The sequence below is a fragment of the Streptococcus mitis genome (genome assembly GCF_023109235.1).
Lineage (GTDB): Bacteria > Bacillota > Bacilli > Lactobacillales > Streptococcaceae > Streptococcus > Streptococcus mitis_DA.
Map to the genome: position 1 here is coordinate 151106 of NZ_JALDUC010000002.1, position 17825 is coordinate 168930.

At 41.8% G+C, this 17825-nt stretch carries 13 protein-coding genes and 1 tRNA gene; 3 read left to right on the forward strand and 11 right to left on the reverse strand.

Annotated elements, in window-relative coordinates:
- Window positions 1-3: 3 nt before the first annotated feature.
- Window positions 4-1992, reverse strand: a complete 1989-nt coding sequence (gene uvrB, locus M1F55_RS02035; protein ID WP_247947174.1) for an excinuclease ABC subunit UvrB — start codon at window positions 1990-1992, stop codon at window positions 4-6.
- A 76-nt stretch (window positions 1993-2068) separates the two neighbouring features.
- Entirely contained in the window at window positions 2069-3022 is a 954-nt protein-coding gene (locus M1F55_RS02040) for a CPBP family intramembrane glutamic endopeptidase (protein ID WP_049515432.1), read from the reverse strand.
- Between the two features lie 177 nt (window positions 3023-3199).
- On the opposite strand from M1F55_RS02040, the gene M1F55_RS02045 reads away from it, so the two are divergent.
- The 3 genes from M1F55_RS02045 to zwf all read left to right on the forward strand — a co-directional run bounded on the left by M1F55_RS02045 (window position 3200) and on the right by zwf (window position 7743).
- The gene (locus M1F55_RS02045) at window positions 3200-5365 is read left to right on the forward strand and encodes an ABC transporter substrate-binding protein/permease (protein ID WP_247947175.1); all 2166 of its coding nucleotides are present in this window, start codon (window positions 3200-3202) and stop codon (window positions 5363-5365) included.
- Entirely contained in the window at window positions 5365-6105 is a 741-nt protein-coding gene (locus tag M1F55_RS02050) for an amino acid ABC transporter ATP-binding protein (protein ID WP_001096315.1), read from the forward strand. The genes M1F55_RS02045 and M1F55_RS02050 overlap by 1 nt, the downstream gene beginning before the upstream one ends.
- Before the next feature lie 150 nt (window positions 6106-6255).
- On the forward strand, window positions 6256-7743 hold the full coding sequence (gene zwf / locus M1F55_RS02055) for a glucose-6-phosphate dehydrogenase (RefSeq protein ID WP_049523430.1): 1488 nt from the start codon (window positions 6256-6258) through the stop codon (window positions 7741-7743).
- 45 nt (window positions 7744-7788) lie between these two features.
- Here the strand turns inward: zwf and ftsY are convergent, their stop codons facing one another.
- The 9 genes from ftsY to leuD all read right to left on the reverse strand — a co-directional run bounded on the left by ftsY (window position 7789) and on the right by leuD (window position 17825).
- Complete coding sequence (gene ftsY / locus M1F55_RS02060; protein ID WP_247947176.1) at window positions 7789-9078, reverse strand: signal recognition particle-docking protein FtsY; 1290 nt, start codon at window positions 9076-9078, stop codon at window positions 7789-7791.
- 3 nt (window positions 9079-9081) lie between these two features.
- On the reverse strand, window positions 9082-9900 hold the full coding sequence (locus tag M1F55_RS02065; RefSeq protein ID WP_247947177.1) for a Cof-type HAD-IIB family hydrolase: 819 nt from the start codon (window positions 9898-9900) through the stop codon (window positions 9082-9084).
- Complete coding sequence (locus M1F55_RS02070; RefSeq protein WP_247947178.1) at window positions 9900-10694, reverse strand: Cof-type HAD-IIB family hydrolase; 795 nt, start codon at window positions 10692-10694, stop codon at window positions 9900-9902. Before M1F55_RS02070 ends, M1F55_RS02065 begins: the two co-directional genes overlap by 1 nt.
- Window positions 10691-14230: a chromosome segregation protein SMC gene (gene smc, locus M1F55_RS02075; RefSeq protein WP_247947179.1), complete on the reverse strand. Its 3540-nt coding sequence runs from the start codon at window positions 14228-14230 to the stop codon at window positions 10691-10693. Before smc ends, M1F55_RS02070 begins: the two co-directional genes overlap by 4 nt.
- The gene (rnc, locus tag M1F55_RS02080) at window positions 14221-14919 is read right to left on the reverse strand and encodes a ribonuclease III (RefSeq protein WP_000661487.1); all 699 of its coding nucleotides are present in this window, start codon (window positions 14917-14919) and stop codon (window positions 14221-14223) included. Before rnc ends, smc begins: the two co-directional genes overlap by 10 nt.
- Window positions 14920-15101: 182 nt before the next feature.
- Window positions 15102-15173 (reverse strand) — tRNA-Arg (locus M1F55_RS02085).
- 66 nt (window positions 15174-15239) lie between these two features.
- Window positions 15240-16226 (reverse strand): GMP reductase, encoded by a 987-nt coding sequence (locus M1F55_RS02090; protein WP_247947180.1) that lies wholly within the window; start codon window positions 16224-16226, stop codon window positions 15240-15242.
- A gap of 198 nt (window positions 16227-16424) precedes the next feature.
- Window positions 16425-17204, reverse strand: a complete 780-nt coding sequence (locus tag M1F55_RS02095; protein WP_000160498.1) for an L-threonylcarbamoyladenylate synthase — start codon at window positions 17202-17204, stop codon at window positions 16425-16427.
- 27 nt (window positions 17205-17231) lie between these two features.
- Complete coding sequence (leuD, locus tag M1F55_RS02100; RefSeq protein ID WP_247947181.1) at window positions 17232-17825, reverse strand: 3-isopropylmalate dehydratase small subunit; 594 nt, start codon at window positions 17823-17825, stop codon at window positions 17232-17234.

Here is a 17825-nt window from a genome sequence, read left to right on the forward strand (position 1 = left end):
CCCCTAATCCAACGCCTTGACTTCCAGCATCATATCGCGAATCTGTGCAGCCAGTTCAAAGTCAAGCACTTCGACAGCTTCTTGCATTTGTTTTTCTAGTTTCTTGACAAGTTCTTTGCGTTCTTGTTTGTTGAGACTATTGATATCGACTTCTTTTTCTTCTTCCTTGGCAACTGCCTTGGTCACAGCAATCAGATCACGGATTTCTTTCTTGATTGTCTGAGGCACAATACCGTGTTCTTCATTATAGGCCATCTGGATTTTGCGACGGCGAGCAGTTTCATCGATAGCACGTTGCATAGACTGGGTAACTGTGTCAGCGTACATGATGACATGGCCTTCGCTATTACGGGCAGCGCGGCCAATGGTTTGGATGAGTCCACGTTCGTTACGAAGGAAACCTTCCTTGTCAGCATCGAGAATAGCTACTAGGCTCACTTCAGGAACGTCAATTCCTTCACGAAGGAGGTTGATTCCGACCAAGACATCAAAGACACCCAAGCGCAGGTCACGGATAATCTCAGTCCGTTCCAAGGTCTTGATATCCGAGTGCATGTACTTGACCTTAATGCCCATTTCCTTGAAGTAGTCAGTTAAGTCCTCTGCCATTTTCTTAGTCAAGGTGGTGATAAAGGTTCGTTCGTTCTTCTCAACACGGGCATTAATTTCACCTAAGAGGTCATCAATCTGTCCCATAGTCGGACGGACTTCCACCTCTGGATCCAAGAGTCCCGTTGGACGAATGATTTGCTCAATCACTGTCTCAGTCTGTTCATTTTCATAGTCACCTGGTGTCGCTGAAACGTAAACAATCTGGTGCACATGACTTTCAAACTCCTCACGACGGAGAGGACGATTGTCCAGAGCAGACGGCAAACGGAAACCATAATTAACCAGCATTTCTTTACGCGAACGGTCTCCATTATACATACCTTTTATTTGTCCCATAGTCATGTGACTCTCGTCAATTATAATCAAGAAATCATCTGGGAAGAAGTCGAGAAGCGTATAAGGAGGCTCTCCTTCGCTCCGTCCATCCATGTGACGTGAATAGTTCTCAACCCCGTTGGTATAGCCCATCTCACGCAGCATTTCGATATCGTACTCTGTCCGTTGTTTCAAGCGCTGGGCTTCAAGCAGTTTACCTTCCTTCTCAAAGATAGCTAGTTGCTCCTCCAACTCAGTCTGAATTTTAGCAATGGCCACTTCCATGTGGTCGTCATTGGTCACAAAGTGAGTAGCTGGGAAAATCGCTAAATGATCCACTTCTCCCAACACCTGACCTGTCAGAGCCTCCACTTCGCGGATACGGTCAATCTCATCTCCAAAGAACTCTACTCGAAAGGCATGCTCATCACGGGAAGCTGGGAAAATCTCCACCACATCTCCACGCACACGAAATCTTCCGCGTTGGAAATCAATATCATTACGTTCAAACTGGATATCAACCAAGTCATTCAAGAGTTTATCACGAGAAATTTCAAGACCTGGACGGAGACTAACGACACTATCAGCGTATTCCTTGGGCGAACCCAGACCATAGATACAAGAGACAGAGGCAACGACAATAACATCATTACGCTCCAGAAGGGCCGAAGTCGCTGAGTGACGAAGTTTATCAATCTCATCATTGACAGAGCTATCTTTTTCAATATAGGTATCACTAGAAGGGACATAGGCCTCAGGTTGGTAATAATCATAGTAAGACACAAAGTACTCAACTGCATTTTCAGGGAAAAATTCCTTAAACTCCCCATAGAGCTGTCCTGCTAGAGTTTTATTGTGGGCGATGACCAGAGTTGGTTTATTGACTTTGGAAATGACCTGACTCATGGTATAGGTCTTCCCTGTACCCGTCGCCCCCATCAGAATCTGAGCTTTTTCTCCCCCCTCGATATTATCAACCAACTGCTCGATAGCTTGTGGTTGGTCTCCTGATGGTTGATATTTTGATACTAGTTTAAATTGATTGTCAGTAATGCGGTTAATCATAAGAATCCTCTCTCGATGTGCTATTCCTATTTTAGCATACTTGTAACATTTTCACGAAGAAAAGGACGGACCTAAGTCACATCCTTTCATTTTCTTTCTTTAATTTATTAGCGAGATAGAGAATCATCAGTAGCAAGACCAGACTTGTCATGACAGAACCTTCTATGCCAAAAGAGCCACCTGATAGCCAGCTCTGATCGCCTTGTGGTAAAAAGGTCATTAGCGATGTTCCTGACGGCTGACCGCTAACCAAAATCCCAAATAAATTTCCCTGAGCAAAATTCCAAGCCCCATGAATACCTGCTACACCCCAAACTGTATCTGTTTTGAGGAGGTAAAGTGACATGGCAACTCCGAATAAAAAGAGATTCACTAGAGATAGAGGTGTGAGACCAGAATTTCCCACATGAAGCAGGGTAAAGAATAGGCTAGATATAACAACAGCTAGTTTTAGATTGGTTCTTGAAGCCAATTGAGGAAGGAGCCAAGCACGGGCCACCACTTCTTCTGCTGTCCCCTGTAAAATCCAAAATGGAATGGTAAAAATGACAAAGGCAAGCGAATAAGGATTCAAATGAATGGACTCAAAACGATATTGCCCTAATGCTACTAAACCTAACAAGGTCAGAAGAAAAAGTGCCAGACCTAGCCCAAATCCTTTCAGAAGATTGCTGAGGAAATTCTCTCTATAAAATCCCAAGGTTCGAATAGGTCTTTTCTCAACTTTTCTAGTCCATCTGAACACAGTGTTAAGTATAAAACCAAAGGCCAGCAATTCTAAAATTAAACGAAAGTCACTTGTTTTATCCATCAAGCTCTGCTGCAAGGTCTGCAAGTAGGTTGCAAGATTTTGACCAGTCTCTCCAAAATTTCTAGCAAGTCCGATGAGAGCTAAGAAACTAATACCATATAAAGTATAAGCCACAAACTCTCCTATGAAGACAAAAGCAAAGGCTAACAAGGGGCTTGTGTAGAGGTTTAACCGCATTTGAGAAGCTTGGAAGTCTTTAAAAATTCTTTTGTTCTTCACATCTCCGTCCTCTTTTCTTCCATTATATACTATTATTATAGCACTTTGTGGTAGCAGTTCAAGAAAGAAAGAAATAAAGAGCTTTTATGTTATATCTTCTAACATAAAAGTCCCTAGATTTGCATTTTTTTGTTTTTTCTGATATAATGGGAAAATATTCGGAAAAGGAGACTAAAAATGAAGAAAAAATTTCTAGCATTTTTGCTAATTTTATTCCCAATTTTCTCATTAGGTATTGCGAAAGCAGAGACGATTAAGATTGTGTCCGATACCGCCTATGCACCTTTTGAGTTTAAAGATTCAGATCAAACTTATAAAGGAATTGATGTTGACATTATTAACAAAGTCGCTGAGATTAAAGGATGGAACATTCAGATGTCCTATCCTGGATTTGACGCAGCGGTCAATGCGGTTCAAGCTGGCCAAGCTGACGCTATCATGGCAGGGATGACAAAGACTAAAGAACGTGAAAAAGTCTTCACCATGTCTGATACTTACTATGATACAAAAGTTGTCATTGCAACTACAAAGGCACACAAGATTAGCAAGTACGACCAATTGTCTGGTAAAACTGTTGGTGTTAAAAACGGAACAGCCGCTCAACGTTTCCTAGAAACGATTAAAGATAAATACGGCTTTACTATTAAAACATTTGACACTAGTGATTTGATGAACAACAGCTTGACTGCTGGTGCTATCGATGCTATGATGGATGACAAACCTGTTATCGAGTATGCGATTAACCAAGGTCAAGACCTCCATATTGAAATGGATGGGGAAGCTGTAGGTAGTTTTGCTTTCGGTGTGAAAAAAGGAAGCAAATATGAGCACCTGGTTACTGAATTTAACCAAGCCTTGGCTGAAATGAAAAAAGATGGTAGCCTTGATAAAATCATCAAGAAATGGACTGCACCATCTTCTTCAGCAGTGCCAACTACAACTACTGCAACTGGTCTAAAAGCAACTCCTGTTAAAGCTAAATACATCATTGCAAGTGATTCTTCTTTTGCACCTTTTGTCTTCCAAAATTCAAGCAACCAATTTACTGGTATTGATATGGAATTGATTAAGGCAATCGCTAAAGACCAAGGCTTTGAAATTGAAATCACCAACCCTGGTTTCGATGCAGCTATCAGCGCTGTCCAAGCTGGCCAAGCAGATGGTATCATTGCTGGTATGTCTGTCACAGATGCTCGTAAGGCAACTTTTGACTTCTCAGAATCATACTACACTGCTAATACAATCCTTGGTGTCAAAGAATCAAGCACCATTGCTTCTTATGAAGATTTAAAAGGAAAGACAGTTGGTGTTAAAAACGGAACGGCTTCTCAAACCTTCCTAACAGAAAATCAAAGCAAATACGGCTACAAAATTAAAACCTTTGCTGATGGTTCTTCAATGTATGACAGTTTAAACACTGGTGCCATTGATGCTGTTATGGATGATGAACCTGTTCTCAAATATTCTATCAGCCAAGGACAAAAATTGAAAACACCAATCGCTGGAAGTCCAATCGGAGAAACAGCCTTTGCCGTTAAAAAAGGAGCAAATCCAGAATTGATTGAAATGTTCAACAACGGACTTGCAAACCTTAAAGCAAACGGTGAATTCCAAAAGATTCTTGATAAATACCTAGCTAGCGAATCTTCAACTGCTTCAACAAGCACTGTTGATGAGACGACTATCTGGGGCTTGCTTCAAAATAACTACAAACAACTCCTTAGCGGTCTTGGTATCACTCTTGCTCTAGCTCTTATCTCATTTGCTATTGCTATTGTTATCGGGATTATCTTCGGTATGTTTAGCGTTAGCCCATACAAATCTCTTCGTGTGATTTCTGAGATTTTCGTTGACGTTATCCGTGGTATCCCATTGATGATTCTTGCAGCCTTCATCTTCTGGGGTATTCCAAACTTCATCGAGTCCATCACAGGCCAACAAAGTCCAATTAACGACTTTGTAGCTGGTACTATTGCCCTATCGCTCAATGCAGCCGCTTATATCGCTGAAATCGTTCGTGGTGGTATTCAGGCCGTTCCAGTTGGTCAAATGGAAGCCAGCCGAAGCTTGGGGATCTCTTATGGAAAAACCATGCGTAAGATTATCTTGCCACAAGCAACTAAATTGATGTTGCCCAACTTTGTCAACCAATTCGTTATCGCTCTTAAAGATACAACCATCGTATCTGCTATCGGTTTGGTGGAACTCTTCCAAACTGGTAAGATTATCATCGCCCGTAACTACCAAAGTTTCAAGATGTATGCAATCCTTGCTATCTTCTATCTTGTAATTATTACACTTTTGACTAGACTAGCGAAACGCTTAGAAAAGAGGATTCGTTAATGGCAAAACTAAAAATTGATGTAAATGATTTACACAAGCACTATGGAAAAAATGAAGTTTTAAAAGGAATTACGACTAAATTCTATGAAGGAGATGTTGTTTGTATCATTGGTCCTTCAGGTTCTGGTAAATCGACCTTCCTTCGTAGCCTCAACCTTCTAGAAGAAGTTACTAGCGGTCACATCACTGTGAACGGTTATGACTTAACTGAAAAAACAACCAACGTTGACCACGTCCGTGAAAATATCGGAATGGTTTTCCAACACTTCAACCTCTTCCCACACATGTCTGTATTGGATAACATTACTTTTGCTCCTATCGAGCACAAGTTGATGACTAAGGAAGAAGCTGAGAAATTGGGAATGGAGTTGCTTGACAAGGTTGGGCTAGCAGATAAAGCTAATGCTAATCCAGATAGCCTATCAGGTGGTCAAAAACAACGTGTGGCTATCGCTCGTGGACTAGCAATGAATCCAGACATCATGCTCTTTGATGAACCAACTTCTGCCCTTGACCCTGAGATGGTCGGAGACGTACTAAACGTTATGAAGGAATTGGCTGAGCAAGGTATGACCATGATTATCGTAACCCATGAGATGGGATTTGCTCGTCAGGTTGCCAACCGCGTTATCTTTACTGCGGATGGTGAATTCCTTGAAGACGGAACACCTGATCAAATCTTTGATAACCCACAGCACCCACGTCTGAAAGAGTTCTTGGACAAGGTCTTAAACGTCTAAAGTCAAACTGTAAGGATTTCCTTGCAGTTTTTTTCTATCTCGTATTGGATTTTTTGATTTTTCGGAAAATTATGTTAGAATTAAGTTTATGAAATGAGGTTTCCTCATACCTAGCAAGACTAGGAATAAAAATAGAAATTAGGTAGCTAGATGTCATCTAAGGTTATTGTTACAATTTTCGGTGCGAGTGGAGACCTGGCTAAACGCAAGCTCTACCCTTCCCTTTTTAGACTATATAAATCCGGCAATCTTTCCGAACACTTTGCAGTCATTGGAACTGCTCGTCGTCCTTGGAGCAAGGAATATTTTGAATCTGTTGTAGTCGAATCCATCCTTGATTTGGCAGATAGTACCGAACAGGCTCAAGAGTTCGCTAGCCACTTCTACTATCAAAGTCATGATGTCAATGATACAGAGCACTACATTGCTTTGCGTCAATTGCAGGCTGAACTAAATGACAAATACCAAGCTGAACACAACAAGCTCTTCTTCTTGTCTATGGCGCCTCAGTTCTTTGGAACTATTGCCAAACACCTCAAGTCTGAAAACATTGTGGATGGTAAAGGTTTTGAACGTTTAATCGTTGAGAAGCCATTTGGTACAGATTACGCAACTGCAAGCAAGTTAAATGACGAGCTCCTAGCAACATTTGACGAAGAACAAATTTTCCGTATCGACCATTATCTTGGTAAGGAAATGATCCAAAGCATCTTTGCAGTCCGCTTTGCAAACCTGATTTTTGAAAATGTTTGGAACAAGGATTTTATCGACAATGTTCAAATTACTTTTGCAGAGCGCTTGGGTGTAGAAGAACGTGGTGGCTACTATGACCAATCTGGTGCCCTCCGCGACATGGTACAAAACCATACACTACAACTGCTTTCTCTCCTTGCCATGGACAAGCCAGCAAGCTTCACAAAAGACGAGATTCGTGCTGAGAAGATTAAGGTCTTTAAAAACCTCTATCATCCAACGGATGAAGAGCTTAAAGAACACTTTATCCGTGGTCAATACCGTTCAGGTAAGATTGATGGCATGAAATATATCTCTTATCGTAGCGAGCCAAATGTAAATCCAGAATCAACAACAGAAACCTTTGCATCTGGTGCCTTCTTTGTAGACAGCGATCGATTCCGTGGTGTTCCTTTCTTCTTCCGTACTGGTAAACGTCTGACTGAAAAAGGAACTCATGTCAACATCGTCTTTAAACAAATGGATTCTATCTTTGGAGAACCACTTGCTCCAAATATTTTGACCATCTACATCCAACCAACAGAAGGCTTCTCTCTTAGCCTAAATGGGAAACAAGTAGGAGAAGAATTCAACTTAGCTCCGAACTCACTTGATTACCGCACAGATGCGACCGCAACTGGTGCTTCTCCAGAACCATACGAGAAATTGATTTATGATGTCCTAAACAACAACTCAACTAACTTTAGCCACTGGGATGAAGTTGGTGCGTCATGGAAATTGATTGACCGTATCGAAGAGCTCTGGGCCGAAAATGGTGCCCCACTTCATGACTATAAAGCTGGAAGCATGGGACCTCAAGCAAGCTTTGACTTACTTGAAAAATTCGATGCCAAATGGACTTGGCAACCAGATATCGCCTATCGTCAAGATGGCCGTTTAGAATAAAAAAAATTCCTGCAAGTTTGTAGCTTGCAGGATTTTTACTTCTGATTAGATTAAGCCTTCCAAGAGACCCTTCATAAAGTTTTCTGAGTTAAACTCTCCAATATCATCGATTTTTTCACCAAAACCAATCAATTTTACAGGAATATTGAGTTCTTCTCGGATAGCTAGAACTACACCACCTCGTGCTGTTCCGTCAATCTTAGTCAAGACAATTCCTGTTAAAGGAGTGATTTTCGAAAATTCTTTGGCCTGTACCAGGGCATTTTGACCTGTTGATGCATCAAGTGCTAAGAAGGTTTCATGGGGTGCTTCTGGCACAACACGTTTGATAATACGACCAATCTTTTCCAACTCAGCCATGAGGTTGTCCTTGTTTTGCAGACGACCAGCGGTGTCAATCATGAGAATATCGATACCTTCAGCCACAGCACGTTCCATGCCATCAAAGACTACACTGGCTGGGTCAGCTTTTTCAGGTCCAGTTACTACTGGAACATCTACTCGTCGGCCCCATTCAGCTAGTTGAGCCACTGCCCCTGCACGGAAGGTATCTGCTGCAACCAGCATAACCTTCTTACCAGCTTGTTTGTAGCGGTGGGCTAGTTTTCCGATAGAAGTTGTTTTCCCAACACCATTGACCCCAACAAATAGCATGACTGTCAAGCCATCTTGGAAGTGGATTCTTTCATCGTAGTTGCCATCCTTTTCATAAAGCTCAACCAATTTCTCAATGATGACACGGCGTAGTGCGTCAGGTTTCTTGGCGTTTTCAAGCTTGGCTTCGTAGCGTAGCTCCTCGGTTAAGTTAGAAGCGACCTGGACACCAACATCACTCATAATTAGCAGTTCTTCCAGTTCCTCGAAAAATTCTTCATCAACAGAGCGGAAATTGGCAAAGAAGGCATTCAAACGAGCACCAAATCCTGTACGAGTTTTCTTGAGACTGCGGTCATATTTTTCCTGAACAGTCTCTTCTACTTGAGTCGTTTCTGCTTCAAGAACTTCAGAATTATTTTCTTCTACAGTCTCTAGGAGCTCCGTATTCTCTTCCTCTGTGACTTCTTCTGAGTTTGGAAATTCTTCTATTTCTTCTTGAGAAACTTCTACAGTTGGTTCTGAATCCAGACTTTCTTCAACTGTGTCTTGATTTTCCTCTTCTTGGAGCAGAGCTTCTTCAGAACTTTCAACTTCTGCTTCTTCATGAAGAACTTCCTCAGCTTCTGTAAGGGCAAGCTCCGTATCTTCAGATAAATCAAGATTTTCCAGAGCTTCTTTTACAACTTCTTCGATTTTAGGTTCTTCTTTTTTTCCGAATAGACGGTCAAATAATCCCATATCTTAGTTCTCCTTTAGCACATATTCTTCGATAGCCCAGGCGACAGCTTCTTCATCATTGGTCATTGAAGTCACTACATTTGCGACTGCCTTGACTTCAGGAACAGCGTTTTGCATGGCAACACCGAGCCCTGCCCACTCAATCATAGAAAGGTCATTAGCCTCATCACCACATGCCATAACTTGGCTTTGGTCGATTCCAAGATGGCTGATTAGTTTTGCCAAACCTGTTGCTTTATGAACATTCTTTGGTGACCACTCTAGCAACATTTCACGTGATTTAAAGATTTCATATTGGTCAAACAATTCTGGAGAAATCTTCTGAATAGCTGCATCCAAGGGTTCTTGAGAAAAGGCAGTCACACACTTATTGTAGGTCATTTGACTAGATAGGTCTTCAAAGTCCACTGGAACAAAGGTCAATGCTGGATTGAATTTGGCATAAAGACTTTCTTGGTCTGATTGAATTTGATAAACAGTTCCTTCTGAGATAGCATCAAGAGGCAATGATAATTTCTCTGTTTCTTCATACAAACGTGCCACATCATCATATGAAAAGACTGTCTTATCTAGGATTTCTCCTGTATTTTTCTGAACCAAACCACCATTAAAAGTAATCGTATATTCATCTTCGTGGCCGTCAGTCCCTAGCTCATGGAGAAAGAAATCCATGGCTTTTAAGGGACGACCGGTTGTCAAAACGACCTTGATACCACGATCACGCGCAGCTTTCAAGGTTGCCTTGGTACGAGCCGTCAGCCTTTTATCAGTAGTCAGCAAGGTCCCATCCAAGTCCAATGCAATCAATTTTATATCTGCCATTATAAGCCCTCCATATAAGCTATAACCGACTGGTCCTTATGGTGACCAATCACAGTCTCTGCTAATTCTAAAATTTCTGGTCGTGCATTTTCAGGAGCTACAGGATGTCCCACAACCTGCATCATATGCAAGTCATTTAGATTATCGCCAAAAGCCATAACCTGATCCATTGTGATACCAAGTTTTTTAGCTAATTCAACAGTAGCCACTCCCTTATCGACATAGTCAAGAACAATATCAATGGATTCAAATCCGGTTGTCATGGCCTTAACACCAGGGACATTTTCATTGACCCAAGCCTCCCCAGCTTCAAGAGTTTCTTCTGTGAAGTTGGTTGTGAATTTAAAAATGTCATCTGTAATATCTTCCAGACTCGCTACTTTTTGGATATTTTCATTATAGTGCTGACTCACTTTTAAATAGGTCTCATCAACCGTATCTAGAACATAAGCTCCCTTTTTTCCCGTCAAGAGCAGTTTATTGATATCTACATAAGGTGACGTTTTCAGCCTTTCAAAAGTTGATAGATAAAACTCACGAGACATAGTCGCTTCATACAAGTCTTGACCTCGATACTCTACCAAACTGCCATTTTCCGCGATGAAAATGATGTCATCACGAACATCAGCAAATAATTTTTCTAGAGATAAAAATCCGCGCCCCGAAGCTACCGCAAAGTAAATCCCTTTTTTCTTGTAGGAAACCAAGAGAGACTTGAGGCGGTCCATATCAAAGCGTCCATTCCCATCTAGGAAGGTTCCGTCCATATCCGTTGCTACTAGTTTAATTGTCATCCTTCAATACTTTCTAAATCTTTTAACTTCACCGAAACAATTTTTGAAACACCTGATTCTTGCATGGTAACTCCATAGATAGAATCAGCCGCTGCCATGGTTCCCTTACGGTGGGTCACGACGATGAACTGGCTGTCCTTATCAAATCGATTGAGGTAATCCCCAAAGCGTTTGACATTAGCTTCGTCCAGCGCAGCCTCTACCTCATCCAAGATGACAAACGGAATAGTCTTGACACGGATAATGGAGAAAAGCAAAGCAAGAGCCGATAGAGCTTTTTCACCACCACTCATCAGATTAAGAGACTGGATTTTCTTACCTGGAGGTTGAACAGAAATCTCAACCCCAGCTGTCAGCAGGTCTCCCTCAGTCAAAATCAGGTCCGCCTGACCTCCGCCAAACATCTGCTTAAAGGTCACTTTGAAAGACTCACGAATAGCTTCAAAAGTGGTTTTAAAGCGTTCCTTAACCTCATCATTCATCTCTGTAATGGTTTCAAGGAGCAAATTTTTCGCTGACAAAATATCATCTCGCTGACTATTTAGAAAGTCCAGACGGTTGTGCACTTCTTCGTACTGGTCAATAGCTTCCAAGTTGACAGGTCCCAGTGAGCGAATAGCCTTCTCTAAATCCTTAACCTCTTGCTCTGCCAGATTGAGGTTTTCCAATTCATGTGCCTTTTCTAGTGCTTCAGTATAGCTAATCTGATACTGGTCTGTTAATTGACTTTGTAAATAGCGCAAGCGCTCGCTGACCTTCTCTTTCTTAGCTTCAGCACGTGTTTGCTTGCGAATCCACTCCTCATTCTGCTGGCGAGCCTGATCCAAATGACTTGCAATATCATCCAGTTGACCTTCAATATCATCCAACTCAAACTGCTTGCGAATCAGACCTTGTTGGAGGTTTGTTTTCTGCATTTTGGCTTCTTCGGCCTGTTGACTGAGCAAATCCGTATCAACTTTCTCAAGATTGTCAACCTTTTCTTGAAGAAGACGCTGGATTTCCTCTTGTTCGATATTCAGATTATCCAATTCCTTGCCTAAACGTTCAATATCAGCAACTTCATAACGTTTTTGTCCTTGCAGTTCTGTCTTAAGCAGGCGAGCCTGCGCTACCTCTTCCTGCAAGTTTTGATAGCGTTCTTGGATGGCATTTTTGTTAGACTTGATCTCTTCAATCTCAGCTTCCAGATTTTGCTTATCACTGGCAATAGTAGCAAGGCGTGCTTGGCATTTTTCCTTATCCGCTTGCCAATCTCCCTCAGTAAAACGATTTAATTCCTCTTCTTGGAGCTTCCAAAGAGTTTCTAGCTCTTCAACTTGCTGACTGGTCTGCTGATAAGCGAGGGACAAGCCTTGCTCCTGAATACGAGCCTGCTCACCTTGAGATTTGATAGCTTCTAAACTTTCTGTCAATCTAGCCATCTCATCTTGCAAGGTCTTCAAAGACGCTTCTTCTGAACGAAGACTTGCTTCTTCTTCAGCAATTTCTTTTTGTAATTGCTCCAGCTCTGGCTTGATAAAAATACTGTTGTTCTGGCGATTGGCTCCACCTGCATAGGAACCACCTGTGCGCAGCTCTGTCCCATCCAGTGTCACCATGCGAACCTGATAACGAACGTGACGAGCTGCTGCACGCGCATGTTCCACGGTATCAAAAATAGCCGTCGTAGCTAGCAAATTCTTAAAAATAGCTTCCAGTCTAGTGTCGAATGTCACCAACTCATCTGCCATCCCAAGGAAACCTGGGCTTGCAGCAATAGCATCTTGATTCTGGCTTGAAATCGTACGTGCCTTGATCGTGGTCAAAGGAAGGAAGGTTGCACGACCGGCTCTGTTTCGTTTGAGGAAATCAATAGCTTTGGTTGCCGCGTTTTCATCTTCTACGATGATATGCTGACTGCTGGCTCCAAGCGCAATCTCTAAGGCAGTTTGATAATGCACATCAAAGGTCAGGTGCTCACTAACAGCCCCAATTATTCCACCAAGACGGGCCTTTTCTTTGAGAACACTCTTAACACCTGCATAAAAGTTACTATGATTCCTCAGGATATTTTCCAAACTTTTAGCTCTGGCCTGCTTGTTTTTAAGACTGTCCAGACGGTCAAATAGTTGACTTTGTTGAGTTTGATAGGAAGCTTTCTGCTCCTCTTGCTCCTTGTCAATAGCTTGATAGTCGGCCAATAATTTCTGAACCTGCTCCTTAGCAGTTTCAAGCTCGTCTTTTTGCTGACTGGCCTTCTCTTTAGCTGTAGCCAGTTGTTCTTTTAGTTTTTGTAGTTGATCTGCTTGTTTTTGAGAAAGCTGACGACTATTTTCCAACTCATTCTCAATACGGGTCAGCTGGTTTGAGACATCCGCTTCTTCTTGTAAAAGAGCTACAAAGCGTTCACGTAGAAGCTCAATCATCTGATCAGGATCATCTGAAAAAGCTAGTAATTCAGCCTCTAATTGATTCAGTTTTTGATTATTTTGGACTAGATTTTCCTCTAACAGAGTTAAAGAGCTTTCTTTATCAGATTTTTCTTGGCTGAGTAAATTTCTCTTATCCTCCAAAGCAGCCAAACGAGCTTGTGCTTCCTGTTGATTCAGGGCTACTTGTTCAGATTCTAATTTCGATAGGGCTAATTTTCTCTCTAAATCACTAATCAGACTGGTCAAATCCATCAAACTGCCTTGGTCTTTGGCCATTTCAGCCTGTAAATCTTGACGTTGCTTCTTGAGGTTCTGATTTTCTTCTTCTAATTTTTCACGCTTTTGGTAATAGCTCGTCAAGAGTTCCTGAACTTGTGCCAACTCTTCTTCTGTCGATTCTAGTTCAGCCTTATTTTCCTTGATTTGAGCAACCAGTACGTCTAAATAAATAGCCTTGCGTTGGCCTTCCAAATCTAAAAACTTACAGGCGTTCTCAGCTTGTTTCTCAAGAGGCTTGATTTGATTGTCCAACTCATAGATAATATCCTCTAAGCGGTCTAGATTATCCTGAGTTTGCTGCAGTTTACTCTCAGTTTCTTTTCGACGAGTCTTGTATTTCAAAACTCCAGCAGCTTCTTCAAAAATGGCACGACGTTCTTCAGGCTTGGAGTTGAAAATCTCCTCAACCTTCCCTTGGGAAATAATAGAGAAGGAGTCTCGTCCCAAACCTGTATCCAAGAAGAGGTCATGTATATCACGCAGACGGACTTTCTTGCCGTCAATCTTGTATTCGCTATCTCCACTACGATAGATATGGCGTTCTACTCTGATTTCTTGACCTGCATCCTTGATAAATCCGTCATGATTATCCAGAGTCACAACTACAGAAGCATAATTGAGCGGTTTGCGACTTTCAGTTCCAGCAAAAATGACATCCGGCATCTTGCCACCACGGAGACTCTTGACACTAGACTCCCCCAAAGCCCAACGCAGACTTTCTGTGATATTTGACTTTCCAGATCCATTGGGTCCAACGACTGCCGTCACACCTTGGTCAAAGACGACCTTGGTCTTATCAGCAAAAGACTTGAATCCCTGAATTTCGATTTCCTTTAAATACATGAATCCAGCCCTTTCTCAACGGCATTTTTGGCAGCTTCCTGCTCTGCTAATTTCTTAGACCGACCTTGACCTTGACCAATGCTCTTGCCTTCGACAAGAACTTCTACATCAAAGACCTTATCATGGGCAGGACCCGTTTCAGAAATCACCTGATAACGAATAGCCACATCTCCATTAACTTGAAGTAACTCTTGGAGATGGGTTTTGTAGTCTGTAATCATTTCAAACTCGCCTGCTTCAACCTTAGGAATCATAACTTGATAGATAAATTCCTTGACTTTGGCAACATCCTTGTCCAAAAGGAGGGCACCGAGAAAGGCCTCAAAGGCATCACCAAGAATGGTGTCACGATTGCGTCCACCAGACTTTTCTTCCCCTTTACCAAGTTTTATAAACTGGTCAAACTGGCAGTCACGCGCAAAACCAGCCAAACTCTCCTCGCGAACAATCATGGCACGGAGTTTAGACAAGTCACCCTCAGGCTTTTTAGGATATTTTTTATACAGATATTCTGAAATCAATAACTGTAGAACAGCGTCTCCTAAAAATTCCAAGCGTTCATTGTGTGAAATTTTTAAGAGGCGGTGCTCATTGGCATAACTCGTATGAGTAAAGGCAGTTTCCAGTAAATTTTTGTCTGCAAATTCGATTGCAAAATGGTTTTTAAGTACAGTTTGTAATTCTTTCATACCAACCTCTTTCTAACTGATAACAGTCCTTTTTATTATATCAAAAAAAGCCCCCTGAGTCACTTTAAAACGGGACTGGAGAGCATTTGGGAATTCTTTAAAAAGAGATTTTCAGTTTTAAGGGCCAATTTAGGGCTGTGTAAAGAAAAAAGCCCTATTAAAGGCTTTTTAGGATGTTTACATCCACCCTGAGGGAATCGAACCCCCATCTCAAGAACCGGAATCTTACGTGATATCCATTACACTAAGGGTGGAAACTTGTTTTATTATAACAGAAATTTGCTCTAATAACAAGTTTTTTTCTAGCCAAATAGCCCGTCTTAGTGGGAAGCATCCCCATTCCAGATGGAGTTTTTCACGATAACATAATCAACGTGTTTAAGGTCAGCAACCTGACATCCACCTGCGTATGAAATGGCACTTTGAAGGTCTTGTTCCATCTCAGTTAAAGTGTCTTGCAAATGACCTTTGGCAGGAAGCAAGATGCGTTTTCCTTCGACGTTTTTATAAGCACCTTTTTGATATTGTGAGGCTGAACCATAATATTCTTTGAACTGTTCACCATCGACTTCAATCGTTTTCCCTGGACTTTCGATGTGTCCTGCAAAGAGAGAACCAATCATGACCATGCTAGCACCGAAGCGGATAGACTTGGCAATATCACCATGAGTACGAATCCCTCCATCAGCGATAATCGGTTTACGTGCAGCCTTGGCACACCAGCGTAGAGCAGCCAACTGCCAACCACCTGTACCGAACCCAGTCTTAACCTTGGTAATACAAACCTTACCAGGACCAATTCCGACCTTAGTAGCATCCGCACCAGCATTTTCCAATTCACGAACTGCTTCTGGTGTTCCCACATTTCCAGCAATAACAAAAGTATCTGGCAATTCTTTCTTGATGTGTTGAATCATAGAAATCACGCTATCCGCATGACCATGGGCAATATCAATCGTGATGTACTCAGGAGCATCAGCCTTGAGCTGGCTGACAAAATCATACTCATAATCCTTAACACCAACAGATATAGAAGCAATGAGCCCTTGCTCGTGCATGCGTTTAATAAAAGGAATGCGTCCTGCCTCATCAAAACGATGCATAATGTAGAAGTAACCACCTTTAGCCAGTTGCTCTGCTACATTTTCATCCAAAATCGTCTGCATATTAGCTGGCACAACAGGTAGTTTAAAGGTGTGCTTTCCTAAAGTGACACTTGTATCCGCTTCTGCACGGCTTTTAATGACACATTTATTTGGAATCAATTGAATATCTTCGTAATCAAAAATTGGAAATTCATTTAACATACCGATGTCTCGTTTCTTTTATAATGACCTACCTATGCTTGCGCATCTCTACGCCTTTTCCGACGTTTCCTTAATTCATTATAAACTAAAGTACAGATTTTGTCAAATAATTTTATAAATTAAAATATAATGTTCGGATTATTCTTGCGTAAATAGAAAAAAGAGGGGAATTTGTTTTCTCCCCACTTCTTCTACATTCTAATAATACTCCCCCTGACGGTAGTCCCATGAGTTAAAGGTGTCTGACAGGTGCATCATGATTTTATCAATGTCAAGCCCTTTACGGATTACAACTGGTGCTGGTGATGTTGAACGAGCTCCTCCTTGTTCTGGGATGAGTTTGCCGTCTTTATCAACCATAGAGACCATCACACCTTGCTCATAGCGCGTTTCAATCGTTTTGTCAGGCTGGATAGAAGCAACGTAGTCATCTGCCTCAATGACAAGGTCCACTGCCCCTTCGATACGTTCTCCAATACCTTCTACTTTACCACGGTTTCCTTTTCCAGATGGGTTAGCTGATGAGGCATAAACCATCTTGCCTTCTTCCCAAAGTTTGGCAGCCAATTGTTCACCAGCTTTCCCAAATTTGATAACGAAACAGCTCGTACCACGCACATCAGTCATAAGTTCTTCACGGCCATCACCGTATGCTTTGAGTTTTTCAAAAGCTTCTGGTTTCCAAGGAAGGATACAACCAAGAAGAATATCTTCATCCCAATGTTTTTGGTAGAAGGCTTCAATTTCTGGGTTAAGTTGTGCTAAAGCACGAAGCTCATCCATGCTACCGCAGAGAACAACACCTGGTTTGTTACGGTTACGCTCTTTGGCTGCGAACTTACGCTCAAGTCCTGCCTTATCGCTGGTCATGATAATGTAACCAACTTTAGTAGGGCAAACGATACATCCGCCCTCACCTTTTAAAATGTCATAGCCTTCTTGTGAAAGTGTTCCGTTCCATTGAATGTGTTTTGTCATAGTTCTATTTCCTTTTCTAATTTTCTTCTAATCCTGCCAGTAGGCTGGTCGTTGTTTTTCATAAGCAGCAATCAAATCTTCATACTGCAAGGTAATTCCGATATCATCCAAACCATTTAAGAGCTTGTGTTTCCACTCGCTATCAATTTCAAAAGTGAACTCTCCAATTGGTGAGATGATTTTTTGTCGTTCCAAGTCCACAGTTACCTGGTCAGTCGGTTTGAGCTGGGCTAGCTTTTCTCTAACCTCTCTAGGCTGAACAATAGGCAACATGCCATTATTGAGTTCATTATTGTAATGAATATCCCCAAAAGATCCTGCAATCACGACCTTAAAACCATAGTCTGCTAAGGCCCAAGCTGCATGTTCCCTCGAAGAACCTGCCCCAAAGTTATCCCCTGAGATAAGAATACTGGCTTTACGATATTCAGGCTGATTAAAGACAAAGTCAGGATCCTCAGTATACTTGTCGTCCAGATAACGCCAAGCATACATGAGGTACTTACCAAAGCCTTTTTTATCAATCAACTTGAGAAACTGCTTGGGTAGGATTTGGTCGGTGTCGATATTATCATTCATGAGAGGAACGGTCGTTCCCGTATAAACTGTAAATTTCTCCAT

Bases quoted from the DNA above. Each gene is read 5' to 3' on its own strand.
- rnc (WP_000661487.1), bottom strand. From the start codon at position 14,919: ATGAAAGAATTACAAACTGTACTTAAAAACCATTTTGCAATCGAATTT.
- zwf (WP_049523430.1), top strand. From the start codon at position 6,256: ATGTCATCTAAGGTTATTGTTACAATTTTCGGTGCGAGTGGAGACCTG.
- M1F55_RS02045 (WP_247947175.1), top strand. From the start codon at position 3,200: ATGAAGAAAAAATTTCTAGCATTTTTGCTAATTTTATTCCCAATTTTC.
- M1F55_RS02090 (WP_247947180.1), bottom strand. From the start codon at position 16,226: ATGTTAAATGAATTTCCAATTTTTGATTACGAAGATATTCAATTGATT.
- M1F55_RS02070 (WP_247947178.1), bottom strand. From the start codon at position 10,694: ATGACAATTAAACTAGTAGCAACGGATATGGACGGAACCTTCCTAGAT.
- uvrB (WP_247947174.1), bottom strand. From the start codon at position 1,992: ATGATTAACCGCATTACTGACAATCAATTTAAACTAGTATCAAAATAT.
- leuD (WP_247947181.1), bottom strand. From the start codon at position 17,825: ATGGAGAAATTTACAGTTTATACGGGAACGACCGTTCCTCTCATGAAT.
- M1F55_RS02050 (WP_001096315.1), top strand. From the start codon at position 5,365: ATGGCAAAACTAAAAATTGATGTAAATGATTTACACAAGCACTATGGA.
- M1F55_RS02065 (WP_247947177.1), bottom strand. From the start codon at position 9,900: ATGGCAGATATAAAATTGATTGCATTGGACTTGGATGGGACCTTGCTG.
- ftsY (WP_247947176.1), bottom strand. From the start codon at position 9,078: ATGGGATTATTTGACCGTCTATTCGGAAAAAAAGAAGAACCTAAAATC.
- smc (WP_247947179.1), bottom strand. From the start codon at position 14,230: ATGTATTTAAAGGAAATCGAAATTCAGGGATTCAAGTCTTTTGCTGAT.
- M1F55_RS02095 (WP_000160498.1), bottom strand. From the start codon at position 17,204: ATGACAAAACACATTCAATGGAACGGAACACTTTCACAAGAAGGCTAT.